Origin of the sequence: Arthrobacter pullicola, assembly GCF_014836875.1 — a bacterium.
GTDB classification, from domain to species: domain Bacteria; phylum Actinomycetota; class Actinomycetes; order Actinomycetales; family Micrococcaceae; genus Arthrobacter_B; species Arthrobacter_B pullicola.
In genome coordinates, this window is sequence record NZ_JACSQC010000003.1 from 477975 (window position 1) to 503193 (window position 25219).

Consider the following 25219-nt stretch of genomic DNA (forward strand, 5'->3'; position numbering starts at 1 on the left):
CACCCAGTCTAGCCGCGCCCCGGCCACACTGTGAGGTAACCACAGCACCGCAGGCGACTGCGGACCACCGCTAAACCGAGCGGGTCTCCCCTGCCCGGTCCGCGAAGGCCTCCTCGATCTTTCCGTCGGCGGCCGCGTGCACCCGCCTGGCCATATCCCGGATTTCGAGCTCATCCGCCCCGATCAGGCCATCCGCCATGGTCTCCAGGACCAGCTCTGCCTGGCGGCGGATCTCGTTCCGCTGGTCCTGGTTAACGGCGTTCGCAGCGCAGTCCCGCAGGAGCCGCAGAATCGCGGTCAGGACAATCGGCTCGGAGTTCGCGAACCGGCGGACCGGCCCGCACACCAGGTCCAGGAAGTACCGGTAATCCCGGCCCACGGTAACCAGCCGCACGGTCCCTGCGGAATCAGCATGGCCTTCCGGTCCCAGCCTGCGGCGCTGGATATCGACCAGCAGGTCGGCACAGTAGCCCAGGGCATGCGCGGCAGTGATCGGATCGTTGATGCTCCATGAGGTCGCCTTGACGGCGATATCCGTCAGCTGGCGCAGCCCTAGGGCCGCGTCCTGCTCCGGGGTGCGCTCGTAGCCGATCTCCAAAGCGTCCACCAGGCACTGCCGCAGCCCGGCCAGGTCAACCGCACCGCCGCCGTCGTCGTGCCAGACCGTGGCCACAGGCGTCCCGACCGTCACATGGTCGCCCGGCTGCACCTGCATCCGCAGGACCAGGCGCTGTTCCTCAAGGATTCTCATCAGCGGCTGCCAGTGGACCGCCTGGACGATCCCGCTGCGGACAGCCGGAACGAGAGTTCCGCCGGCGGCCGCGGGGAAAGTTTGGACTTCGCCCTTCTCCGACGCCGGATAGGTGTCGTCAAGTACGGCGAGGCAGGTCTGGTGAACGGTCAGCATCATGGTGTCCACCCGCAGGGAACGCGTGATGTGCCCGATGAACAGGAGCAGCACGGCAGCGCAGCCGATGCCCAGCGCATACACCAGGGCCACCACCAGCACCGGCACGGGGCGTTCCGGATCCATACCGCGCAGGCCCGTAATGCTCACCACGAACGTTGCCAGCAGCACCGCCAAAACCACCTGGGTCAGCGGATCCCGGGCAAATTCGCGCAGCAGCCGGGGCGAGAACTGCTGGGATGCCAGCTGCAGCGCAACCACGGTCAGGGAGAACGTCACGGTCGCGGCCGTCATAACGCTGGTGGCCACCGTTTGGAGCAGCGTGGCTGCGGCGTCAACGCCGGACGGCCACAGCCAGTCCGCGGAACCCGGACCGCCGTCCGGCCGCACCGGAAGGAGCAGCAGCGTCAGCAGGAGTGCGCCCAGGCACGCGAGGACCGGCCAGAACCACAGCGACGCCCGCAGCGACTCCCGGTTGAACCGGAAGCGGGGGCGGCTCCCAGCAGTTCCACCCGGCTTACGGACCGTCGACGGATCCCGCATACTTCCCGGCACCGACACCTTATGCATCTCCTCGCTGGTTCAACCGTTCGTTTCCTGTCCATTGTGCCCCGGGCGTTTCACGGGCCTCCAATTTCGCGGGAGCCGGTGGCGGTTCCCCCTGAGACGGCGGACCGCCAGCTGACATCAGCCGGAACCAGAGCATGGTTCACGGCAACCACATAATGAGGTAACCTCTACATATCCGGCGCGAAGCACTGCTGCGCAAACCCGGATTCATGAGGAGGAATCTTTGGCCATTCACAACACCACCCGGGAACGCCCGGGCGCCGGCATTCCCGAAGGACCCGGAGCGGTTCCAGGCGGCGGCCCGTCCGGCGGTGGCGGCGGACGCGGTCCAGCCCGCCTGAACCCGGCGGACAAAAAACAGCTGGCCCGCCATCCGGTCAGCCTGCGCCGCATCGCCCGGCTCTTCGCCCCGCACAAGCGGACCATCGCCGTCGTCGTGCTGCTGATCAGTGTCGCGTCGGTCATCAACCTGGCCCAGCCTTTCCTGGTCCGCGCGGTGATCGACGATGCGCTGCCGCACGGAAACACCACGCTGCTGCTGATCCTCACCGCCTCGATGGTGGGCGTTGCCGCGCTCACCTCCGCCATTGGCGTTGTCCAGACCTGGCTGGCCACAGCCATGGGGCAGCGCGTGATGCACACCCTCCGCGTCCAGCTTTTCACCCACCTGCAGGCGCAGTCCCTCGGCTTTTTCACCCGTACCCGCGGGGGCGAAGTCCAGTCCCGGCTGACGCACGACATCTCCGGCATGCAGTCGGTAGTGACGACCACGGCGACCGGTGTGGCCTCCAACCTCACCACCACGATCGCAACCGCCGCGGCCATGGCCGCGTTGTCCCCCGGACTGAGTCTGATCTCCCTGGTGGTCCTTCCACCGGCAATCTGGCTGTCCCGCAAGGTCGCGAGACTCCGCCGGACGGTCACCGACGAACGCCAGCGCGAACTCGCGGCGCTGCACACCCAGGTCGAAGAAGGCCTCTCCGTCTCCGGCGTCCGCCTGGCCAAAACCCTGGGCACCATTCCGCGCGACGCCGAGCGGTTCACCGCGCGGTCGGAGAACCTGGTGGGCCTGGAGTTGCGCAGCCAGCTCGCCGGCCGCTGGCGGATGGCCACCATGCAGGTGGTCTTCGCCGCGATTCCGGCCATTATTTACCTGGCTGCCGGATTCCCGGCGACCAGCGGCGGCATGACGATCGGCACCCTGGTCGCCTTCACCGGCCTGCAGGCCACGATTTTCCGCCCGGTGATGGGGCTCCTGGACATCGGCGTCCAGTGGGTCACCGCCCTGGCGTTCTTCAGCCGGATATTCGAGTACCTGGACCTGGATCCGCAGATTAAGGCGCCCGCCAATCCGGTCCGGCTGGATGCTTCCCGGCTGCGCGGTGACGTCCGGTTCGAGGACGTCAGCTTTTCCTACGACGGCGGCACTGACGTCCTGCACGGCATCACCCTGACGCTGCCCGCCGGGTCCACCACCGCCGTCGTCGGGCCCACCGGCTCGGGCAAAAGCACGCTGGCCTCACTGGTACCGCGCCTGAACGAAGCATCCGGCGGCCGGATCACGATTGACGGCATCAACGTTAGGGACCTGGCCCCAGAGGATCTGGCCCGGATAGTGGGGGTTGTGTCGCAGGAAACTTACCTGATCCACGCCTCGGTCCGCGAGAACCTGCTGCTGGCTACCCCGGAAGCATCCGATACCGAGCTTTGGGACGCACTGTCCGCCGCGCAGATGGCCGGCACCATCGGCGCCCTGCCCGAGGGTCTGGACACACTGGTTGGTGCGCGCGGACACCGCTTCTCCGGCGGTGAGCAGCAGCGCCTGGCGATCGCCCGGACCATCCTGCGGAACCCTCCGGTGCTGGTCCTGGACGAGGCCACCTCCGCCCTGGACAACACCACCGAGGCGCAGGTGCAGCTGGCGCTGGAACAGCTTTCCGCGGGGCGGACCACCCTGACCATCGCGCACCGGCTTTCCACCGTGCAGAACGCGGATCAGGTGGTGGTGCTCGACGGCGGCCGTATCGTGGAGCGCGGCACGCCGGCAGAGCTTCGCAGCGGGAACGGTCCTTTCGCCCGGCTGGCAGAACGCACCGGTGCCGAAACCGGCAGCAGACGCTGACACGGGAGGCGGCCCCGCTGTGCCCGCCACACTTCGACTGAGGGTTCTGGCAGGATGGGTACATGTTGCCCTCCCGCGCCGACGCTGCAGCCGAAGAAGGCTTTTATCCCTGGCCGCGTGAAATCCCCGCCGAATGGATCCGCCGTGCGCAGCCCGCCATCCTCATGGTCTCGGCCCTGGTGCTCTACCACCAGTTCGCTCCCCTGCCCGCCAGCCCCATGGGCTATGTCAGCGAATTCTTCATTCTGAGTACGGCCTTTTCATTCCTTTCGGCCCGCGGACGCAGGAAGGCCTCACCGCCCAAGGGCCCGGCGCAGCCCGGCGGTCCCACGCCTGATTCCTGAGGCGGCGGAGGGCCGCCCGGGCTACGCGCTTACCGCACTTCCGCCAGTACGGACGCGGCAACCGGTTCCCCGCTGCGGCCGAGCCGGGTGAGATATCCGGCGAACTCGTGCAGCTCCTCGACCGTCCAGGAGCCCAGCACCCGGGGGTCCAGCATGATCCCGGTCCGGACAGCAGTGACCCGTTCCTTCGCGGCCGGCGTCAGTACCAGCAGCCGGGCACGTCCATCCTGGGGGTCCGGCTGCACCTCGATCAGGCCCAGCTCCTCGAGCTGACGGGACTGACGGCTGATGACACTCTTATCCACCATCAGCATCTCGGCAGCCGCTCCCGGGTGCAGCGGACCCACGCCCTTGAGCAGCTGCAGCACCTTCAGCCCGAACAGGGAGAGGCACGGATCTACGTCCTTCGCCGCCGCGCGCATCCGCGCCCGGACCAGCTCGGTGAGCCGCCGCAGACTGTCCTCGACCTCCTGCAGCGCCTGCTCCCGGGTCAGCTCGAGCTGACTCACTTTGCTCCCGGCTCCCCATGCGCCGGATTCACCGGTGAGTTCGGGTCCACCATGGCCACGGAACCTGTGGCAGCGGCACTCAGCGCAAACCCTTCCGGCAGCGCCTCTTCCGTTTCCGAATGTCCGTCCTGGGACGGTGCCGGAGATTCAGCGGTGGCAGCACCGGTGCCCGCCGCAGCCGGAGCCGTGGCAGCAGCGTTCTTCAGCTGCACGGCGTTCTGCCGGCCAAGCTGGGCGTTCGGCAGGAAGATGACGCCGATCAGGGTGATGATGGCCAGCGGCACGCTGTACAGGAACACCGAACCGACGCCCACGCCGTAGGCGCTTTCCACCAGGGCCGCGATGGCTCCCGGCAGTTCGGAGACCTTGGGGATCGTTCCGCTGCCCAGGGCCGCGGCTGCGGCTGCCTGATCGGCGGGAGACAGGCCGCCAATGCCGTCCTTGATTTGGGAGGACACGATGGTTCCGAGTACCGAACCGAGGACCGAGACGCCCACGGTTCCGCCAAGGCTGCGGAAGAACGTCACGGAGCTGGTAGCCACGCCGAGGTTTTTGACCTCGATCGAGTTCTGGACCACCAGCACCAGGTTCTGCATCAGCATGCCCAGACCGGCACCCAGGACGGCCATGTAAATGCCCACCAGCACCAGGTTGGTCTGGTAATCCAGGGTACTCAGCAGGGCGGTTCCGACCACCGTCAGGACAGCACCGGAGACCATAATGGCCTTCCACTTGCCGGTGCGGCTGATGACCGTACCAAACAGCGTGGAGGAGATCAGCAGACCGGCCATCATCGGGATTGTCAGCAGGCCGGACTGGGTCGGGGTGGCGCCACGCGCAAGCTGCATGTACTGGGCCAGGAACACTGACGTGCCGAACATGGAGACACCAACGGAGATGCTGGCCACGACGGCGAGCGTGAAGGTGCGGTTCTTGAACATGGACAGCGGGATGATCGGTTCCGGGGACTTGAATTCCACCAGCACGGCGGCAATAAGCAGCACAGCGGAAGCGGCGACCATCAGGAACGAGGCCAGGGAGGCCCAACCGAACTGGTTTCCTGCCAGCGTCACCCAGATCATCAGCAGCGATACGCCGCCGGCGATCAGGACAGCACCCAGGTAGTCGATGTGGACCTTGCGCTTGGGGTGTTTGGGCAGGTGAAGCGTCAGCTGCAGCAGGGTGATCGCCGCGATGGCGACCGGCAGGGCGATAAAGAAGTTCCAGCGCCAGCCAATGGCATCAGTGACGACGCCGCCAAGGAGCGGTCCGCCGACGGTTCCGACGGCCATCACCGCACCAAACAGGCCGGCATACTTACCGCGGTCACGCGGGCTGATGATGTCCGCCATGATGATCTGGCTCAGTGCTGCCATACCGCCGGCGCCGAGGCCCTGAAGCACGCGGAACACAATAAGCGTGCCGGTGTCCTGGGAGAACCCGGCCAGGGCGGAGCCGAGCACAAAGACCCCGAGCGCAAGCTGGATCAGCAGCTTGCGGTTGAAGAGGTCGGCGAACTTGCCCCACAGCGGCGTAGACACCGTGGTCGCGAGCAGTGTGCTCGTTACCACCCAGGTGTAGGCGGCCTGGTCGCCGTCGAGGTCCGAGATGATCAGCGGAAGCGACGTGGAAACCACGGTTCCGGCGAGAATCGAGACGAACATGCCCATAAGCAGCCCCGAGAGGGCTTCCAGCACCTGACGTTGCGTCATGGTGCCGTCGGGCGAGACGGTGCGCTTGGGCGCTTTCGCTGGGGAGTTCTTTTTCGGCGTTTTCGCCGGAGTGGGTTCTGCGGGCGGCATCTGGCTCCTGCTTGGTAGTTGATTTAGGTCAACTATATAAACTAGTTGCTTCAGACAACTAATTAAGTAAGGAAGCGCACACGCGGTGACGCGGAGCCTGCTGGACCCGGAGGGCTAAGATTCTGCTGTGCAGAACATGCGGATCGTCAAGAAGCCCGGCTACGCCGTCGACTCCGTGGACAGGGCGCTGCAGCTGATCCTCCTTCTGCAGGAAACCGAGTGGCTGCGCGTCGGCCAGGCAGCGAAAGCCCTCGGCGTCGCACCGTCCACCGCACACCGGCTGATGTCCACGCTCGTCTACCGGGGATTCGCCCTGCAGGACGATCAGCACCGGTACTGCGCCGGGCCGGCCCTTCACCCCGAACCTGCCGCCGCTGCGGAGCGCGCCCTGATCGCCGCGGCCCGCCCGCGTCTAGAGGCGCTGGCCGCCACGGTCCAGGAGACCGTGAACCTGGTGGAACGGGTCGGCGCCACGGCCCGCTACCTGGCGACCGTCGAAGGGCCGCAGCTGCTGCGGGTCGGCAACCGCGCCGGAACCATCCTCCCGGCCCATGTCTCCGCCGCCGGGAAAGCCATCCTTTCCACGCTTGCGGACGAGATGGTTTCCGCGGTGTGCGCCCGCCAGCCCCCGCATGGCGGCTTCGCACTCACGGCAGCCGAGGTGCATGAGCTGCTGGCAGAACTCAGGGACGTCCGCAGCCGCGGCTTCGCCGTCAACCTCGGCCGGACCGAGCCGGACCTCGCGGCAGTCGGCGCGCCGCTGGCGTCCGGAACCCGGCCGGCAGCACTGGCACTGTCCATCAGCGCACCCCTGTCCCGGGCCCGGCAGATCCAGGACCCGGCCGCAGTGGAGGCGCTCCTGACCTGCTGCGCTGCCCTGCGCCTGGAGCTGGAAACGCAGGGGCACCTGTAGCGGGATTCTGCCCTGCGGAATCGTCTACCGGAAATGTCAGCTGGATCACTAGGGTTGTTGGAGCGCCTGCGGCGGCGCTTCCAAGACCCGGGTCCAAGGACGGACCCGCCGAACAGCAGGAGCAACAGTGCAGTTCTATTCCGACGGCTACCGCCCCGGCGATCCCGATATCCGCCCCGCAGCACCCGGCCGTGAGCATGCCACCGAATTGCCCGCCGAAGTTGATGTCCTGATCGTAGGCACCGGCCCGGCCGGGCTGGTCCTTGCTGCCCAGCTGGCCGAGTTCCCCGGCATCACCACCCGCGTCGTGGAACGCCGCAGCGGGGCGCTGGAAAAGGGCCAGGCGGACGGCGTCGCCTGCCGCACCGTGGAAATGTTCAACGCGTTCGGCCTCGCCGAGAGGCTGCTCCGGGAAGCCTACTGGGTCAATGAGACCTCCTTCTGGCGGCCCGATGCCACCGACCGCAGCAGCATCATCCGCAGCGGGCGGGTCCAGGACGTGGCCGACGGCCTGTCCGAGTATCCACACGTCATCGTGAACCAGGCCCGGATGCAGGACTTCCTGCTGGAACGGATGCGTAACTCCCCCAGCCGGCTGCAGCCGGACTACGGACTGGAAGCCGTCAGCGTTGCGGTGGCGGACAGCGGCGAGTACCCGGTCACGGCTACCCTGCAGCGGACCACTGAAAGCGGGGACGACGGCGGAGCTCCCCTCACGGTAAAGGCCAAGTACGTGGTGGGCTGCGACGGCGCCCGCAGCGCCGTCCGGAAGTCGATCGGCGTCGAGCTCTCCGGTGATGCCCGCAACCACGCCTGGGGCGTTATGGACGTCCTGGCGGTCACCGACTTCCCCGATATCCGGCTAAAGGCCGCGATCCAGTCCGCCGGCGGCGGCAACATCCTGCTGATCCCCCGGGAGGGCGGCTACCTGACCCGCTTCTACGTGGACCTGGGCGATCTGGACCCCGCGGACCGCCAGGCCCGCAGCTGGTTCACCGTGGACCACATCATCCAGACCGCGCAGAACGTGCTGCACCCCTACACCCTGGACGTTAAGGACGTCGCCTGGTGGTCGGTGTATGAGGTTGGCCAGCGGGTCGCGGACCGGTTCGACGACGTTCCCGCCGCTGAGCGCGGCAGCCGCAGTCCCCGGGTCTTTATTGCCGGAGATGCCTGCCACACGCACAGCGCCAAGGCCGGCCAGGGCATGAACGTGTCCATGCAGGACGGCTTCAACCTCGGCTGGAAAATCGCCGCCGTCCTCGAAGGCCGCAGCCCGGCCAGCCTGCTGGACACCTACACCGCTGAGCGCCAGGCCATCGCCCAGGAACTTATCGACTTCGACACCCGCTGGTCCAAGACCATGAGCTCGAAGCCCAAGGATCCGGGCGCGCCCGACCAGGACGGTGTGGACCCGGCGGAAGTGGAACGGCAGTTTGTGGAAGCAGGACGGTTCACGGCCGGCTTCGCCACCGACTACCAGGCCTCCATAATCACCGGAATCGACACCCACGAGCACCTGGCCAAAGGCTTCCCCATTGGCGAGCGGTTCTACTCGGCACCGGTGCTCCGCCTGGCCGATGCCAAGCCGCTCGGCCTCGGACACACGGCGGAGGCCGACGGACGCTGGCGGCTGTATGCCTTTGCCGACGCCGCGGCCCCCACGGAATCCGGTTCCCGGCTCGCAGCGCTCTGCCGGCACCTGGAATCAGCGGACTCTCCCATCCGCCGGTTTACGCCGCAGGCCGCTGACCCGGATGCCGTGTTTGATGTCCGGGCCGTGTTCCAGCAGCACCACCGGGACCTGATGCTCAACGAGATGCCTGCCTTCCTGCTGCCCCGGAAGGGCCCGTTCGGGCTTGTCGACTACGAGAAGATGTTCACTCCGGATCCGAAGTCGGAGGACATCTTCGACGCACGCGGCATCGACCGCGCGCAGGGAGCCATTGTCCTGGTGCGCCCGGACCAGTACGTCGCCCACGTGCTGCCGCTGGATGCCTGCACGGAACTGGATAAATTCCTGTCCGGCATTTTCCTGCCCGCCTAAGGAAGGCGGCCGGACCCACGTGGAGCGGCAGCCGCCGGCAGTTACCGTTCGGGCCCGACGGCGGCATCCTGGCTCAGGAGGGCGGCGACCACAGCGTCGGTGACCTCCTGGGTGACGGCGGTGCCGCCGACGTCGCGCGTTTTGATTCCTGCGGCCGTGACCGTTTTAATGGCGGCCTCCAGCCGGCGCGCTTCCTCCGGAAGTCCCAGATGGTCCAGCATCAGGGCGGCGCTGGCGACCGCGCCCACGGGATTGCTGATTCCCTGCCCGGCAATGTCAGGGGCCGACCCGTGGACCGGCTCGAACATGGAAGGGAACCGCCGCTCCGGATTGAGGTTGGCGCTGGCCGCCAGCCCCAGGCTGCCGGCCAGCGCCGAGCCGAGGTCGGAGAGGATGTCGGCAAACAGGTTAGAAGCCACGACGACGGACAGCTGTTCCGGCTGCAGGACAAACTTGGCGCTCATGGCGTCCACCAGGACGCTTTCGGTCTCCACCTCCGGGTAACCGGCCGCTACCCGCCGGAACACCTCATCCCAGAGGACCATCCCGTACTGCTGCGCGTTGGACTTGGTGACCGAGGAGACCTTCCGGACGGGACGGGTGCGTGCCAGCTCAAAGGCAAACCGGATGATCCGTTCGCATCCTGACTCTGTGAACAGTGCGGTCTGCACGGCGACCTCGCTGCCGGGGCCCCGCCCGGAAAGGTTACGGCCACCCAGTCCGGCGTACTCCCCTTCGCTGTTCTCCCGCACCACCACCCAGTCCAGTTCGGCTGTATCGGTGCGCCCAAGCGGTGACTGGATGCCGGGCAGGAATTTCACCGGCCGGATGTTGGCCCATTGGTCAAAGTTCTGCGTGATGTTCAGCCGCAGGCCCCACAGACTGGTGTGGTCCGGCACATTTTCCCAGCCCACTGCCCCGAAGTAGATGGCATCAGTGTCCTGCAGCATTTCCAGGCCCTTGGGATGCATCATCACGCCGTGCTCGGCATAATAGGCGCTGCCCCAGGGGAAGCTGATCCAGTCAATGCTGAACTTTCCGGTCGAGGCCTGCGCCAGGCTGTCGAGTACCTGCTGGCCGGCCGCCACCACCTCGGCGCCAACGCCGTCGCCGGGAATGGCCGCTATCCGGAAGATCTGACCGTGCTCCATTGCTGCTTCCTCCCTGGAAGTTGCTGAACGGTGTGCCGGGAGCCTAGCCCGGATCCGCTGACACGGGAACAAATTTGTCCGCCAGCCCGGCCAATCCGCTGTACGGCTCTGGGCACGCTGGCACACAGCGGCTATTTTGGCGGAACCGCGGCGTGCGCCCGTGCCGCTTCGGCCCTTCTACGCGACACGGAGGACACCGATGTCCCAGGACCTTTCCCCCTCCCGGACCAGTGGGGACCAGCCGGAACGGACCGATGTCGAAGCTGCCCTGCTGGGCGGACGGACCTTCCGCACCCTGAGCGAGCAGACCCTCTCCCCCCGTGAGGAACGGTTTGAACGGGCCCGCCAAACGACAGGATTCTTTCTCGCACCCGCCATAGCGGTTGTCTTCGCCCTGTGGCCCTCGGAGATGGATCCGACGCAGCAGCTGCTGGCGGCCATCCTGCTCGGCGTGATCGTGCTGTGGATCTGCGAACCGGTTCCAATTCCAGTGGGCGGCCTGATCGGCGTTGCTGCCGTGGTGATCCTGGGCGTTGCCCCCGCCAGTGCGGTGCTGGCACCGTTTGGCTCCACCACCATCTTTACCTTTATCGGTGCGTTCATCCTGGCGCAGGCGATGCTGAAACACGGCCTGGCGCAGCGGCTGGCGTTCGCGGTGCTGTCCATTCCCGGCGTCGGGCGGTCCACCTACCGCGTGATCGCCGCATTTGGCGTGATCACCTGTCTGCTCTCGGCGTTCGTCTCCAACACCGCCACCGTGGCCATGCTGCTTCCCACGGCGCTGGGCATCCTCGTTGTTATTGCCAAACTGATGCAGGACCGCGGTGAAGTACGGCCCAACTTCGATCCGCTGCGCCTGCGGGTGGGCGCGGCACTCATGCTGATGCTGGCCTACGGGGCCAGCGTGGGCGGGCTGCTGACACCGGTCGGCTCACCGCCCAACCTGATCGGCCGGGGCCTGATCGAGGAAGCCACCGGGGAACGGATCTCCTTCGCCCAGTGGATGGCGGCTGCGGCTCCGCTGTGCCTGGGCATGTTCATTGTCCTGGTCCTGGTGATGTTCCTGCTGAACCGGCCGGAGGTGCGGCGGATCGAGGGGGTGGAGGAATACATCCGGGAGCAGCGGGCCCAGCACGGAAAAATGAGCCGTGCGGAAATCAACACGCTGATTGCGTTCGGCACCACCGTGGCGCTCTGGCTCGCGCCGGCCGTTGTCAGTCTGGTGGCGGGGACGGATTCGGAGGTCTATGTCTTTATGGACGACCGGCTCGACGAAGGGATCGTCGCGGTGCTTGGCGCTTCCCTGCTGTTCATCCTTCCCACCAATTGGAAGGAGCGGAAAGCCACCCTGACCTGGACGGACGCCGCGAAGATCGACTGGGGAACCATCCTGCTCTTTGGCACCGGCATTATCTTTGGCGCCCTGCTGGCAGAAACCGGCCTCGCCGAAACCATCGGCACCACCGCTGCGGACAGCCTGGGCATCTCCAGCCTTCTTGCCATCACGGCATTTTCGACCCTGCTGGCGATCCTGATCTCCGAGACCACCAGCAACACCGCGTCTGCCGCCGTCGTCGTACCCATCGTCATTCCGCTGTGCACGGCCATGGGGCTGGACCCCTTCGTGCCCGCGCTGGCGGCAACGTTCGCCGCGTCGTTTGGCTTTATGCTGCCCGTATCGACGCCGCAGAACGCGATCGTCTACGGCTCCGGCGCCGTGCCGATCATCCGCATGATCCGCACCGGCCTGGTCTTCGACATCCTCGGCGCCATCCTGATCATCGCGATCCTGCCGCTCATGGTGGGCCTGGTGGGAATCGGCCAATAGGCCCGGCCAGGGTTGACTCCCCTCCCCGCGGGAGGTGACTGTGTGCCTATGACGCAGAGCGGTACAGCACCCGCGGACGACGGCGCCGACCCGCCGGTTTCGGCCACCGTCCTGGATTGGGCGTTCTTTGTTTTCGGCGGGATCGCGGCCGTCTGGTTCGCTTTCCTGCTCCTCGACGAGAGCCTGAGCTGGCAGCGCATCTGGTTTCTGATTGTTTTCTGGGCGGCCCTCGCGTACCTGGTGCTGCCCCGCCTGCACCGGATCCTGACCCGGATCTACGTTCCCAACTACTTCATGGGCCGCACCCGGACCAGTGACGGTCTCTTCGGGGATCCGGTGAATCTCGCCTTCCTGGGCGAAACGGACCAGGTGCGTGATGCCATGGTCCGGGCCGGGTGGACCGAGGCAGATCCGGTTAACCTGGCCAGCAGCTGGCGCATCATCACCTCCACGGTCCTTCGCCGGAGCTACGACGCCGCGCCCGTCAGTCCCCTGCTGCTCTTCGACCGGCAGGAGGACTTCGCCTACCAGCAGGAAGTGGACGGCACCCCCGGCCGGCGGCACCACATCCGCTTCTGGAAGTGCCCGACGGGGTGGATGCTGCCCGGCGGCATCGCCGTGGACTGGCTCGCCGCCGCCTCCTATGACCGCGCCGTCGGACTTTCCTACTTCACGCTGCAGGTCACCCACCGGATCAGCCCCAACGTGGACCGGGAGCGGGACCACGTCCTCGATACCGTGACCCGGACGTCACCGGCAGCGTCCGTGCACGTGATCAAGGACTACTCCACCGGTTATCACTCCCGCAACGGCGGCGGGGACTCGATTCAGACCGACGGCGATCTCCCGATCGTGGACCTGCGCGCCCTGCCCAGGCCGGCTGAACCTGTGACGGCCCCGGCGGACAGCCGCGACCGGCTGCCCGCGCCCACGGTTGTCGGCTCCGCCCTGGTGCTGCTCCGGATGATCGCAGCCCTGGCAGTCTCCGGTGTGCTGCTGACCGGTTCAGTGGAGGGCACCTGGATCGGCGACCTGATGGGCCAGGACCAGCGGGTATTGGATGCCACCGAAGCCTACGTGCCCATCGGCACGGCGATGGTGCTCTTTGCCTGCGTTGAAGCAGCCCTGGCCGTGCTGATCCTGCGCGGAAGCAATGGGGCCAGGCTAACGGCCATGGCCTTCAGCACGGTCTCCATCCTGCTGCAGGGCATCTCCTTCGTCAGCGGCGGCCCCGGGACCCTGCAGGGTGAGCGCCCAGCCTATGCCCTCGACGTCCTGATCCTCCTGGCCCTGTCCAGCGACCGGGCCAGGATTTATGCCCACCGCAGGCGTGCCCGGAAAGGTGCCCGCCGGCAGGTCAGGCAGCGGGCCTGTTAGCCGGGACACAACAAGCTGCAGCTAACCGCGGCAAAGCTCCAGCACAGCATGGTTTGTAAACATGGGTTCTCCCCCAACATGAATTTTCGGAGAACACCGCATGAATATCGTGACCATGGCAGCGGCAGATCTTGCCGCAATTTTCCTGCTGACGTTCGGCCTGTATCTGCGGCGCCACCGCCGCAGGGACCTGGCTGTCTCCTACCTGGGTATCAACGTGGGTGTGTTCGCAGTGGCGTCCGTGCTCAGCGGTTCGGCTGCAACCGCCGGGCTGGGCCTCGGACTGTTCGGTGTGCTTTCCATCATCCGGCTGCGTTCCACCGAACTGGAGCAGCATGAGGTGGCCTACTACTTCTCCGCACTGGCGATTGGACTCATCTCAGGGATCGGCAGCACCCCGGCCTGGCTCGCACCGGCACTCATCGGCCTGATCCTGGCGGTGATGTTCGTGGGCGACCATCCGCGGGTGCTTCCCGCCTACCGCCACCAGAGAGTTGTCCTGGACCAGGCTGTCAGCCGCGAAGACGAGCTGTACCGGCGGCTGAGCGAAGTACTGGGAGGCCAGGTGCACTCTGCCACCGTGCTCGAGCTGGATCTGGTCAACGACAAGACGATTGTCAACGTCCGCTATTCAAGCCAGCCGGCCACCGGGCTGCCGGTGCCGGCGGAAGCGGGCACCGCCACGTACCGGACCCAGGATCCTGCGTTCCCCACGCGCAGCGCATGAGCTCCGGGACTTTCCACCGGCTGGGCGAACTGACGTTCGCGGACGTGCTGCCGGCGATCGGCCTTGAGGAATTGAACGCCTCCGCGGCCCTGCAGACCCGTGTGGACCGAAAGTACCTGGTGGATTCCGCAGTGGCGGACAAGCTCCTGGCCACGCTGCCGGCCCGCGCGATGGTCCTGGAAATGGATGGCCTGCGGTCCTTCACGTATGACTCCGTCTACTTCGACACCCCCGCACGGGAAAGCTATCTACTTGCGGCACATGGACGGCGCCGGAGATACAAAATCCGCACCCGCACCTACTTGGAAAGCGCACTGAGCTTCCTGGAGGTCAAAACCGAAGGAGCCCGGTCTGCCACGGTGAAGGACCGTATCCCCTACGGCCTGGCGGACCGGAACCGCCTGACCCCGGCGGGACTGGACTACATCTCGGAAACCCTGAGCGCTTTCGGAACGCAGCCTGCTCTGACGCTGCTGGGTCCGGTTCTGGAAACCGGTTACGCCCGCACCACCCTCTACCTTCCGGGCTCCGGCAGCCGCGCAACGATCGATACGGACGTTACCTGGCGCATCCCGGGGAGCCGCGGCTGGACCCTGGACCGCAAGGTCGTGGTGGAAACAAAATCCGGTTCCACGGCCGGTGCGCTCGACCGGCACCTCTGGGCACACGGGGTCCGGCCATGCCGCATCTCAAAGTTCGCAACCGGGCTCGCGGCACTGTGTCCGGAGCTTCCGTCCAACCGGTGGCACCGCACTCTGGCGGCTGGCTTCACCCTGCGTCCTGAGGACGCAGGGTGAAGTTCAGCTCCGCACTACGTTCTGGCACTAAGAAGGAGCTTCACCATTGATTACCCCTGGAACATCGCCCTCCACACCCGTATCAGGTCCACGCTGGCCGCGCTCGGCACTGACAGCCGCGGCCCTCTCGATTGCCCTCGGCCTCGGCGGCTGCGGCGCCGTCACCAGCGAAGGGTCCACAGCGGAGAACGCCATCGCCTTCTTCGATGACTCCGTGGTCCACGAGATCAGTGTGGAGTTCAGCGACGCCGACTACCAGGCGATGCTGGCCGCCTACAGTGACTCGGGTGACAAGGACTGGATCTCCGCATCCGTGACCATCGACGGCACCAGATTGGAGAACGTTGGGCTGCGCCTGAAAGGTAACTCCAGCCTGAACGGACTCTCCGGCCATGGCACCGGCGGAGACGGGAATGGAACGTCCGAGTCTCCGGAAACCCTTCCCTGGCTCATTCGCACCGACAAGTTTGTTGACGGCCAGGAATACCAGGGCCGCACGGACCTGGTTGTCCGCGGCAACAACACTGAAAGTTCCCTTAACGAGGCCCTTGCCTTGGAAGTTGTCGGTGCCGCGGACCTCGCGACACTGGAAGCTGCCGCGACCCGGTTCAGCGTCAACGGCAGTGCCCAGCAGCTTCGCCTGGTCATCGAGTCCCCCGACGATGACCAATGGAATGAAGACACCTTCGGAGACGACGGCAGCATCTACAAGGCCGAGAGCACCGGGGAATACACCTACCGCGGCGAGGATCCGGAGTCGTACACGGATGTGTTCGAGCAGAAAGCCGGCGAGACAGAAGATCTGCAGCCGGTGATCGAGTTCCTGGATTTCATCAACAATTCCTCAGACGAGGAATTCAGCGCCCACCTGGCTGATCACCTTGATGTCGACGCCTTTGCCCGGTACCTGGCCGTCCAGGAACTCATGGGGAACATGGACGACATCGACGGTCCGGGCAACAACTCCTATCTGCGCTACGATTCCGAAACCGGCCGAATGACCGTCGTCACCTGGGACCTGAATCTGGCCTTCGGCGGCATGGGCGGCATGCGCGGCACCGGCGGCATGCCGGACGGAGCGGGGAATGCCGGCGGACCGGCAATGCCTGAAGGGACGGAACCACCGGAGGGCTTCCCGGAAAGCCTCCCGGAAGGAATGGAACCACCGGAAGGCCTCCCTGAGGGGATGGAGCGTCCTGCCGGAGCACCGCTCCCGGAAGGCGGGGAACCCGGGAACGGCGCCGGCATGCCGGGATCAACTGAGAACCCGCTAACCACCCGGTTCCATGCGGACGCGGAGTTCGAGGCCAAATATGAGCAGGCGCTCAAGGACCTGCGGACGGAGCTCTATGAGTCGGGTCTGGCGCAGGAAATCCTCGAGAGCTGGACTGACCTGCTGACCGAACAGGCAGCGGACCTGGTTTCTCCGGAAACAGTCCTCGAGGAGTCCGCCGGGATCGCGGAGTACTTCACCGCCGGCGGAACGGCCACATCGGCAGGCCCTGCACCCGCGGCGGACGCGGATGCTGGAGCTGAAGCCCCCTGAGAAACGGATGGCCCCGCCCGAACCGTTTGGTCCGGGCGGGGCCATCTGTCAGCTCCGGCTGCTTAGCTCAGCTTGGAGGCGACCAGGCTGGTGAGGTCCACCAGGCGGTTGGAGTAGCCCCACTCGTTGTCGTACCAGCCGACAATCTTGACCTGGTTGCCCATGACCTTGGTCAGGCCGGAGTCCAGGATGCATGATGCCGGATCGCCCACGATGTCGGAGGAGACAATCGGGTCCTCGGTGTAGGTGAGGATGCCGGACCACTGCTCGGATGCAGCAGCGGCGCGGAACGCGGCGTTGACTTCTTCCGCCGTCGTCTCCTTGTTCACGGTGACGGTCAGGTCGGTGGCGGAACCGGTGGGGACCGGAACGCGCATTGCGTAGCCGTCCAGCTTGCCCTTCAGCTCCGGCAGGACCAGGCCAATGGCCTTGGCTGCACCGGTCGACGTCGGCACCACGTTCAGCGCAGCGGCGCGGGCACGGCGCAGGTCGCTGTGCGGGCCGTCCTGCAGGTTCTGGTCCGCAGTGTAGGCGTGGATCGTGGTCATGAGACCCTTTTCGATCCCGAATGCCTTGTTCAGGACATCCGCCATCGGCGCCAGGCAGTTGGTGGTGCAGGAGGCATTGGAGATGATGTTGTGCTGCTCGGCGTCGTAGTCACCGTCGTTGACACCCATCACCACGGTGAAGTCCTCGCCCTTGGCGGGTGCGGAGATCAGCACCTTCCGGGCGCCGGCGGCGATGTGCTTCTTGGCGTCATCGGCCTTGGTGAAGAAGCCGGTGGATTCGATCACGATGTCCACACCCAGCTCACCCCAGGGCAGGTTGGCGGGATCACGCTCGGCGAGGACCTTGATGGTCTTCTCCCCCACCACCAGGTTGCCGTCATTGACGGAAACGGCCTGGGACAGGCGGCCGGCCACGGAATCGTACTTCAGCAGGTGGGCCAGCTGCTTGGGGTCGCCCAGATCATTCACGGCCACGACCTCGAAGCCGCTTCCGTTCTGCAGGGCGGCGCGGAGGAAATTGCGGCCAATGCGGCCAAAACCATTGATGCCGACGCGGATCGTCACTTGGGCCTCCTCAGGCACTCGACTAAGTTTCATCAATACATCCAGTGATTTATTTAGGCACTAAATATATGAACTAGTACAATTATGCTGTTAGAACCGCCACACGTCAAAAGGGCACCCATGGACTCCTCCGCCAGCACACCTCAGCTGCTGCGCCGCACCAACCTGCGCACCGTCCTCGATGTGCTGCGTTCCGTTCCGTCCGTGACCGGATCCGATCTGATCGAGGCCACCGGCCTCACCCGCGCCACGGTGATCGCCGTCTGCGATGACCTGATCCGCCGTGGCTGGGCCCGCGAGCAGGAGTCTCCCCGCGCTGCCGGACAGAAGGGCCGCCCCGCACGCCGGTTCGAGTTCAACGCCCGGGCAGGCTATGTCTTAGGGCTCGACGTCGGCCTGGCCACTGTCCGCGTGCTGGTCGCCGACCTGGCCGGCACGGTGGTGGGACAGACAGAAGTACGGTTTCCCCGGCACGGCGGCACCCCGGAGCAGCGGCGGGCCGCCGTCCTGGCAGCCGCAGCGGAGGCGATGGCGGATGCCGGGATCACGCCGTCGTCCGTACTGTGTGCGGCCATGGGCATTGCCGCTCAGGTCACCGGTCAGGGAACGATCGCGCCCGGCGAGGAGCTCGCCCCAATGTTCGATCTGGGACTGGCGAAGGAGTTCGGGGAGGCCGGCTGGCCGGTGCTCGTGGAGAACGATGCGAAGCTGGCGGCGCTGGCCGAACGGTGGCGCGGTACGGGCACCAACGAATCCGACCTCGCCGTGATCCTGGCGGGCGAACGCCTGGGCACCGGCGTAATCGAAGCGGGCCGTCTGCTGCACGGCGCCCGCGGCCGGGCCGGGGCGATGGGCGGGCTGGAGCTGGTGGACGGCGTCGGGAACCAGGACGGCATTGCCAAGCTGGCTCGCCTGTGGGGCAGCGCCGCCTTGGAGGCCGGACATAACGGCCTGATTCGGGAGCTCGTTGGGACCGAAACCGACCGTGCCTCTGCCCGCTATGTCTTTGAGGCCGCGGCGGCCGGCGATGCGGTGGCCGCCGGGATCCTGGACCGGATTGCCCGGCGCATGGCCCGGGTCCTGGCCCTGGTGTCCACTTTTTTCGACCCGCGCCTGATTGTGCTGGGTGGTGCCGTTGCCGCCTCGGCCACCGCCCTGCTGCCGGTCATCACCGAGGAACTTGGCCGGTATGTGCCGGACCCGCCGCGCATTGCGGTCTCCGGGCTGGGCGAAATGCTGGTCCCCACCGGGGCCGTGCGGCTTGCCTTGGACCATGTGGAAGCACATATGCTCGAGCTCACGCCGCGGCCTGCTGCCTAGGGGACAGTCCGGTTTCCCTGTCCTAGACTGGCCCTGCCCCGGGACATCCGGCTTTCCGGGCGGGCGGGGGTCGCGGGTATGGACAGTATTCGACGCACGGAGCTGCTGGCGCGGCGGCTGCACAGCCATGCCCTGACATCGCCGGTTTCCATCCCCGACGGTGCACCCGGCGTCGTGGACCGGCTTTTCGCCCTGCAGGGGCAGGACCTTCCGGGAGCACTGTGGTCCCTGGGCCTGCGTTCCGGAAGCACGCTGACAGAGGTCACGGCAGCGTTCGACGACGGCACACTGGTCCGCAGCTGGCCCTTCCGCGGCACATTGCATGTGCTGCGCGCCGAAGACGTGCACTGGACCCTTGCCCTGACGTCCGAGCGGATCCTGCGCTCCGCGGTCCGGCGCCGGGAAGAACTCGAGCTTGATCCGGAAACCCTGGAGAAAGCCAGAGCGGCTGCTGTTGGCGCTCTTACCGGCGGCGGGCGGCTCAGCCGCCGGGAACTGCTGGAGCTCTTCGAGGCTGCCGGTATCCGGACCAACGGTCAGCGCGGTTATCACCTGCTGTGGCACCTGTCCGTCACCGGCACCACGGTCCTGGGCCCGATGCAGGGCTCCGAACAGCTGTTTGTGCTGCTCGACGAGTGGGTATCCGAGCCGCGGCGGCTGGACCGGGACGCTTCCCTGGCCGAACTGGTGCGGAGGTATCTTGCCGGCCGGGCCCCGGCCGGCACCGCGGACATCGCCTGGTGGGCCAAGCTGCCCCTGGCTGACATTCGTGCAGGCCTGGCTGAAGCAGCGGCGGATCTGGACGAGGTGGATTACGCCGGCACCCCGCACTGGCGGCTGAGCGGCGGCGCAGAATTCCCGGGAGATCCGTCGGACCGAACGGACGCCGCGGAGCCCGGTTTCCGAACCAGATCCGTGGCCCTGCTGCCGGGCTTCGACGAATATCTGCTGGGTTACACGGACCGCAGCGCGGCCTTGGCTGCGGAACATGCCCCTCTGACCGTCCCGGGCGGCAATGGCATCTTCAAACCCACCCTGGTGATCCGCGGGCGCATCGCGGGCCTGTGGTCCCGGAAATCCACGGCCAAAAAGACAGTGCTCAGCCTCCATCCCTTCGCGCCGATCCCCCGCCGTGACCATGCGGGCATCCGGCGGGCCGCGGAGGAGTATGGCCGATTTCTCGCGGTCCCGGTGGAACTCGATCCGTCGTAGGGGGTTAGCCGTGCAGCCGCTCCCTCAGGGCATCCAGCATCTGAACCTGCCCCTTGACCAGCTTGGTTCGCGCGGCAGCCGTACTGAACCAGCCGGCGTCGTCAATCTCTGGAACCTCCTGGAACCGGCCTGAGCGCGGTGGCCATTCCAGCGCGAAGGTGTTGCTCACGATCCGTTCCGGCTGGAAATCCGCTTCCGCGCAGAAGACGGTGACCGTTTTACGGGAGGACTGCCGGAACTCGCCGAGGAGCACGTAATCAGCCGTCGGGGCGGGGCTTCCCATTTCTTCCTCGAACTCCCGCAGGGCAGCAGCATACGGATCCTCCCCCGGGGTGTATTCACCCTTGGGAATGGACCAGGCATGGGCATCCTTCCCGGCCCAGAACGGCCCGCCCATGTGCGCGATCCACACCTGGCGTTCCCCGTCCGGAGCAAACCGGTAGAGCAGGATTCCAGCGCTGGTGATCATGTTTCCCTCCATCCGGACTGGCAGGTCAGTCGGATCAGGATAGGCGACACGCATCTCAGGGGTGTCTTTCCCGCCAGATCAGATCAAACAGCGGGCAGGCCGGTGCGGAAACCCGGCTGATTCCTTACCGTATAGGGGTGCCTGTGCCTGAAGTGACACCCGCGTCCGAATCCTCCGCCAGCCGACGGACTGCCCTGGCGGCGCTCGGTGCGGCTGCGTTGCTGGGGATGGCGGCTTGTGCGCGCGGCGCCGCAGAGCCCGCCCCCACCTCGCCGCCGGCGTCCGAATCACCGCGGGCCTCCGCAACCGGGCGGCCGTCGGCGTCGTCCGTTCCCGAACCGCTCCCGGAGCCGTCCCCCTCGCCGCCTGCCCGGCCGGTATTTGTGCCGGACTATGTACTTCCGCCGGTCACGAACGGTTTGGCCCCGGTCATCACCCGCATTCCCACCAGTCACCCGGTGGTTTTCCTAACCATCGACGACGGGGCCCACCGGACTCCGGAGATGGTGGCCCTGATGGCCGAGTACGGCTACCAGGCCTCCATTTTTCTGTCACAGACATTCGTGCAGGCGGACCCTGCCTATTTCGACCAGTTCCTTGCCCAGGGCAGCCTGATCGAGAACCATACTGTCAGCCACAACATCAACATGGTGCGGCAGCTCGGCTACTCCCAGCAGCTGGCAGAGATTGCCGGCATGCAGGATTTCGCCCTGCAGCACTACGGACGGCTTCCCACCCTCTTCCGGCCGCCCGGGGGCGCCTACTCCCCTGCGATGCAGCAGGCCGCAGCAGCAGCGGGTCTGCGGGCGATCATTACGTGGGAGGCCAAAGCGAATGCCGGCGGCATGGACTATCAGGTGGGCAGCTCGCTGCGCCCCGGAGACATCGTCCTGATGCACTTCCGGCCCGAGTTCGCCACCGATCTGAACGCCTTCCGCCAGGCACAGCTTGCCGCCGGGCTCGAGGTGGTCCTGCTGGAGGATTTCCTGGCTGTCTGAGTGCAACCAGCCGTACTAAGACGCGACGTTAGTTACACACGAACAGGGTGAGGGGCTCTGAGGTTAGTGGTTGCCGCAGCGGGCGGGGCGGAGCCGGGCGGGCGGGGCGGAGCCGGGCGGGGCGGAGCCGGGCGGGCGGGGCGGAGCCGGGCGGAGCCGGGCGGGGCGGAGGCACGGCGGGCGGAGCCGGGCGGAGGCACGGCGGGCGGAGCCGGGCCAAGGCGCGGCTGGCGGGGCGGAGCCGGGTCAAGGCGCGGCGGGCGGAGCCGGGCGGAGCCGGGCCAAGGGCGCGGCGGGCGGGTCGCTGCGCAACTGTTCCCGTTTTCCAGTTCCCTTCCCTTCCCGCCCCCTCCCCTTCCCGTTCCCTCCCCTTCCCGTTCCCTTTCCTCCCCTTCCCTTCCCTTCCTGCACAGCTTCGGCTTTACACCGGTGGCAGCGAGGGTTATCCACATTCCAGCCAATCTCTGGCCCGGTTTTGCGGGGTGGATTTTAGCCTATGGCCATGTTGGAAATGAGAGCGGATCTCTGCGGCAACACCCAGAGGGACACGGCCACAGACGAGTCCACAGGCAGGCCCATCCACGTCTCGAAGCCCCCAAGCAGCCGCAGCCAGTCCGGCGAGCTGACCCTTATACAAACAGCACCAGCTGATCCGCGGGCGGGATCGGACCACCGTCCCGACCAATCGTCCCGCCCGCCCGCGGATCCTGCAGGTCTTGTGGGTCAGGCACTGGTTTCCGAAGTCGGCCAGTGGATCACCCGGCTGCAGGAGCATGGCACCGATGGGGAGCTTCCTAACGTCGGCCTGATCAGCCGTGACCTGACGGACCGCGGCCTGATTGATCTGGTCCGGGTCCTCGAGGAGCTGAAGTCAGCAGCCGCTGCAGCACAGGCCCGCGCCACTGCTGCGTTTGATGCCTCCCAGCGGCAGGCACAGGCCCGGGCCGGGATCCCGCCGGCCCAGCTCGGGCGCGGTATCGGAGCGCAGATCGCACTGGCCCGGCGGGACTCACCCCACCGCGGCGGCAGGCACCTCGGCCTCGGCAAAGCCCTGGTCCACGAAATGCCCCACACCCTGACCGCCCTATCCACTGGAGTCCTCAGCGAATGGCGAGCCACGCTCCTGGTCCGGGAAACCGCCTGCCTAGAAGTGGAGGACCGACGCCGGGTCGATGCCCTCGTCTGCGGAAACCCGGCAGCCTTGGAAGGCGTAGGAGACCGCAAACTCATAGCCAGGATCCGGTCCCTCACCCAGGCGATTGATCCCGCCTCCCAGGTGCGCCGGCATGCCAAGGCAGTCGCGGACAGGTATGTGTCCTGCCGCCCGGCCCCGGACACCATGTCATATCTGACCGGGCTGCTGCCTGTGGCCCAAGGGGTGGCAGTGTTCACGGCGTTGTCCCGGACCGCTGATAGCTTGCGCTCCTCCGGTGACGAACGAGGCCGGGGCCAGATCATGGCCGACACCCTGGTGGAACGGATCACCGGGCAGGCCACCGCGGCCCAGGTTCCGGTTCAGGTGCAGCTCGTGATGACCGACCGGACACTCTTCCCCAGTGCCTTCGAGCCGGGACCGCCCAATCCCCGACACCTCGAGACCGCGGAAGCCAAGAGCGGCAACATAAGCGCGGCACCTTCCGAAGCCGGGACCGGGGACAGTGACGCGGACGAAGCCGGGGCCGGAAACGGGAACGGGAACGGAAACGGGGCCGAAGCCGGGGGCTGGGCCGGGGCCGGGAGCTGGGCCGGGGCCGGAAACGGGAACAGTGACGCGGCCGGGGACGAGCCAGCGTACTTCCCCGGATACGGCATCGTTCCCGGGCAATGGGCCAGGGATCTCATCACCGACGCTCTCCACGGGCAGGGACAGTCCCCGCCCGCTGCCCCAGAGCCACGCGGCCAGCACAATCCCGGCGACCGCCTCGCACCCGGCCGGCGCGAAACGCCCTGCTTCTGCCCCGACATCAGCACCCCCATCACTCACGATCAGGCCCGGGTGACCCTGCGCCGGCTGTACCTCGACCCTGCAACGGGAGAGCTTGTCGCGATGGATTCCAGGGCCCGCTATTTCCCGCCCGGGCTGGCCCGGTTGATCCGCACCCGCGATCAGACCTGCCGTACACCGTGGTGTGACGCACCTATCCGGCATATCGATCACATCCGTCCGCACACTGAAGCAGGGCCAACGAGCTACGCGAATGGACAGGGTCTCTGCGAGGCCTGCAACCAGGCCAAGGAAGCACCTGGATGGAAGTCCAGCACCACCAACGGGCCCGGCCAACGCCACACAGTCCGCACGATCACCCCCACTGGCCACACCTACCGCTCCACGGCACCACCTTTGCCGGGAGCCGCCTCCCCGGTAACTGATTCAACCAGAACTCACACGAACGCTGGCTCGGACACGACTCACCGGTCACCCGGTGAAACCAAGGTGTTGTCGCAGTACAGCTAGACGCGCGCTGCCACGGCCAACGCAGTGTCCTCCATGATCAGGTCCCCGTTGATGGCGGCGCCCGCCATCAGGCCGGCTGCGGCGGACCCGATCACCTGGGCCATCGGTGCGGCCAGGTTCCCGGCGGCGTAGACGCCGGGAACCTCCGTGGCGCCCATGGGATTTACCGTGAGCGCAGTGCCGATGGGCGTCTCGCCCGCAAATTGCTCGGCAGGAATGACCCCCAGGCCAGCCAGATACCCTGCCCGCGCACTCAGCCGGCTGAACACCACAACGGCGTCCCGGGCTTCGACTTCACCGCTGGCCAGGCGGACACCGGTGAGCCGGTCCTGCCCCTCAATCCCGGCCACATCTCCAGGCAGCACACGGATGCCGCGGGCGGCCAGCTGCTCGGCCTGCCCCTCATCGGGTTCCCCTGTACCGTTCAGGAAAAGTACGACGTCGGCACTCCACTGCCGCCACATCAGTGCCTGGTGCACGGCGGTTGGCAGGTCAGTAGCCAGGACGCCGATCGCCTGGTCCCGGACTTCCCAACCGTGGCAGTACGGGCAATGCAGCACTCCGGTCCCCCAGTGCTCCTTCAGCCCCGGAATTTCCGGGAGCACATCTGTGACGCCGGTGGCGGCCAGGATCCGCCGTGCCCGGACTGATCTTCCGCCGGTCAGTTCAACGGCAAACAGGCCGCCGTCTTCGCGCGTGATTCCGGCAACGAATCCCTCCGCAACGGCCGCCCCATAGCCTTCGATTTCGCTCCGGCCGATGGCGTAGAGCTCGGCCGGAGGCGTTCCTTCACGTCCCAGATAGTTGTGGACGTGCCCAGCGGGAGCGTTCCGGGGATCGCCGCCGTCGATCACCAGGACCGAACGGCGGGCGCGGGACAGTGCCAGGGCGCCGCTCAGGCCTGCAGCCCCACCTCCCACGACAACGACGTCGTAAGTCTCGCCGGCCAGCGCTGCCTCAGCCCGGGTAGATTGTGCGCCTGTTTCAGTGTTCATTGTTTTTCGCTCCCTGTCCGGGGCCGCTGGTCGCCGCTTCCCTGGTTCCAGTCTTGG

General features: G+C 66.7%; 20 protein-coding genes. 13 read left to right on the forward strand and 7 right to left on the reverse strand.

The features are described from left to right. Positions 1 to 70: 70 nt before the first annotated feature. The gene (locus H9638_RS08410; protein ID WP_225217153.1) at positions 71 to 1477 is read right to left on the reverse strand and encodes a DUF2254 domain-containing protein; all 1407 of its coding nucleotides are present in this window, start codon (positions 1475 to 1477) and stop codon (positions 71 to 73) included. A gap of 265 nt (positions 1478 to 1742) precedes the next feature. Between H9638_RS08410 and H9638_RS08415 the strand changes: the two genes are divergently transcribed. Then, positions 1743 to 3599, forward strand: coding sequence for an ABC transporter ATP-binding protein (locus tag H9638_RS08415; protein WP_191746851.1), 1857 nt, complete (start codon positions 1743 to 1745; stop codon positions 3597 to 3599). A gap of 62 nt (positions 3600 to 3661) precedes the next feature. Continuing rightward, entirely contained in the window at positions 3662 to 3943 is a 282-nt protein-coding gene (locus tag H9638_RS08420; protein ID WP_191746743.1) for a hypothetical protein, read from the forward strand. A 29-nt stretch (positions 3944 to 3972) separates the two neighbouring features. Here H9638_RS08420 and H9638_RS08425 read toward each other — a convergent pair whose 3' ends face one another. Together H9638_RS08425 and H9638_RS08430 are read right to left on the reverse strand one after the other, a co-directional pair. Then, complete coding sequence (locus H9638_RS08425; RefSeq protein WP_191746744.1) at positions 3973 to 4452, reverse strand: MarR family winged helix-turn-helix transcriptional regulator; 480 nt, start codon at positions 4450 to 4452, stop codon at positions 3973 to 3975. Then, positions 4449 to 6164, reverse strand: coding sequence for an MDR family MFS transporter (locus H9638_RS08430; RefSeq protein WP_191746852.1), 1716 nt, complete (start codon positions 6162 to 6164; stop codon positions 4449 to 4451). Before H9638_RS08430 ends, H9638_RS08425 begins: the two co-directional genes overlap by 4 nt. Positions 6165 to 6390: 226 nt before the next feature. Here H9638_RS08430 and H9638_RS08435 point away from each other — a divergent pair, with 226 nt between their 5' ends. Further along, positions 6391 to 7167: an IclR family transcriptional regulator gene (locus tag H9638_RS08435; RefSeq protein WP_225217230.1), complete on the forward strand. Its 777-nt coding sequence runs from the start codon at positions 6391 to 6393 to the stop codon at positions 7165 to 7167. 127 nt (positions 7168 to 7294) lie between these two features. Next, entirely contained in the window at positions 7295 to 9214 is a 1920-nt protein-coding gene (locus H9638_RS08440) for an FAD-binding monooxygenase (RefSeq protein WP_191746746.1), read from the forward strand. A gap of 41 nt (positions 9215 to 9255) precedes the next feature. Here H9638_RS08440 and H9638_RS08445 read toward each other — a convergent pair whose 3' ends face one another. Beyond that, the gene (locus tag H9638_RS08445; protein WP_191746747.1) at positions 9256 to 10365 is read right to left on the reverse strand and encodes a tartrate dehydrogenase; all 1110 of its coding nucleotides are present in this window, start codon (positions 10363 to 10365) and stop codon (positions 9256 to 9258) included. A gap of 199 nt (positions 10366 to 10564) precedes the next feature. Between H9638_RS08445 and H9638_RS08450 the strand changes: the two genes are divergently transcribed. The 5 genes from H9638_RS08450 (at position 10565) to H9638_RS08470 (ending at position 16640) form a co-directional block, all read left to right on the forward strand. After that, entirely contained in the window at positions 10565 to 12193 is a 1629-nt protein-coding gene (locus H9638_RS08450) for an SLC13 family permease (RefSeq protein ID WP_191746748.1), read from the forward strand. 48 nt (positions 12194 to 12241) lie between these two features. Further along, positions 12242 to 13570 carry an LssY C-terminal domain-containing protein gene (locus tag H9638_RS08455; RefSeq protein ID WP_191746749.1) on the forward strand — a complete coding sequence of 443 codons (1329 nt, stop codon included), beginning with the start codon at positions 12242 to 12244 and terminating at the stop codon, positions 13568 to 13570. A 100-nt stretch (positions 13571 to 13670) separates the two neighbouring features. Continuing rightward, positions 13671 to 14297: a DUF4956 domain-containing protein gene (locus tag H9638_RS08460; protein ID WP_191746750.1), complete on the forward strand. Its 627-nt coding sequence runs from the start codon at positions 13671 to 13673 to the stop codon at positions 14295 to 14297. After that, positions 14294 to 15094: a polyphosphate polymerase domain-containing protein gene (locus tag H9638_RS08465; RefSeq protein ID WP_191746751.1), complete on the forward strand. Its 801-nt coding sequence runs from the start codon at positions 14294 to 14296 to the stop codon at positions 15092 to 15094. Before H9638_RS08460 ends, H9638_RS08465 begins: the two co-directional genes overlap by 4 nt. Positions 15095 to 15140: 46 nt before the next feature. Continuing rightward, on the forward strand, positions 15141 to 16640 hold the full coding sequence (locus H9638_RS08470) for a CotH kinase family protein (RefSeq protein ID WP_225217154.1): 1500 nt from the start codon (positions 15141 to 15143) through the stop codon (positions 16638 to 16640). Positions 16641 to 16702: 62 nt separating this feature from the next. Here the strand turns inward: H9638_RS08470 and gap are convergent, their stop codons facing one another. Beyond that, complete coding sequence (gene gap, locus H9638_RS08475) at positions 16703 to 17713, reverse strand: type I glyceraldehyde-3-phosphate dehydrogenase (protein WP_191746752.1); 1011 nt, start codon at positions 17711 to 17713, stop codon at positions 16703 to 16705. Positions 17714 to 17833: 120 nt separating this feature from the next. On the opposite strand from gap, the gene H9638_RS08480 reads away from it, so the two are divergent. Together H9638_RS08480 and H9638_RS08485 are read left to right on the forward strand one after the other, a co-directional pair. Next, on the forward strand, positions 17834 to 19033 hold the full coding sequence (locus H9638_RS08480) for an ROK family transcriptional regulator (RefSeq protein ID WP_191746753.1): 1200 nt from the start codon (positions 17834 to 17836) through the stop codon (positions 19031 to 19033). Positions 19034 to 19111: 78 nt separating this feature from the next. Next, positions 19112 to 20245, forward strand: coding sequence for a winged helix DNA-binding domain-containing protein (locus H9638_RS08485; protein ID WP_191746754.1), 1134 nt, complete (start codon positions 19112 to 19114; stop codon positions 20243 to 20245). A 4-nt stretch (positions 20246 to 20249) separates the two neighbouring features. Here H9638_RS08485 and H9638_RS08490 read toward each other — a convergent pair whose 3' ends face one another. Further along, entirely contained in the window at positions 20250 to 20714 is a 465-nt protein-coding gene (locus tag H9638_RS08490) for an NUDIX domain-containing protein (RefSeq protein ID WP_191746755.1), read from the reverse strand. Between the two features lie 143 nt (positions 20715 to 20857). Here H9638_RS08490 and H9638_RS08495 point away from each other — a divergent pair, with 143 nt between their 5' ends. Together H9638_RS08495 and H9638_RS16835 are read left to right on the forward strand one after the other, a co-directional pair. Further along, entirely contained in the window at positions 20858 to 21712 is an 855-nt protein-coding gene (locus H9638_RS08495) for a polysaccharide deacetylase family protein (protein ID WP_318241824.1), read from the forward strand. Between the two features lie 718 nt (positions 21713 to 22430). Continuing rightward, a complete protein-coding gene (locus tag H9638_RS16835) occupies positions 22431 to 24167 on the forward strand; it encodes an HNH endonuclease (RefSeq protein ID WP_318241825.1) in 1737 nt (578 codons plus the stop codon). Here H9638_RS16835 and H9638_RS08505 read toward each other — a convergent pair. Then, positions 24164 to 25162: an NAD(P)/FAD-dependent oxidoreductase gene (locus H9638_RS08505; protein ID WP_191746756.1), complete on the reverse strand. Its 999-nt coding sequence runs from the start codon at positions 25160 to 25162 to the stop codon at positions 24164 to 24166. The genes H9638_RS16835 and H9638_RS08505 overlap by 4 nt on opposite strands. Between the last annotated feature and the right edge of the window lie 57 nt (positions 25163 to 25219).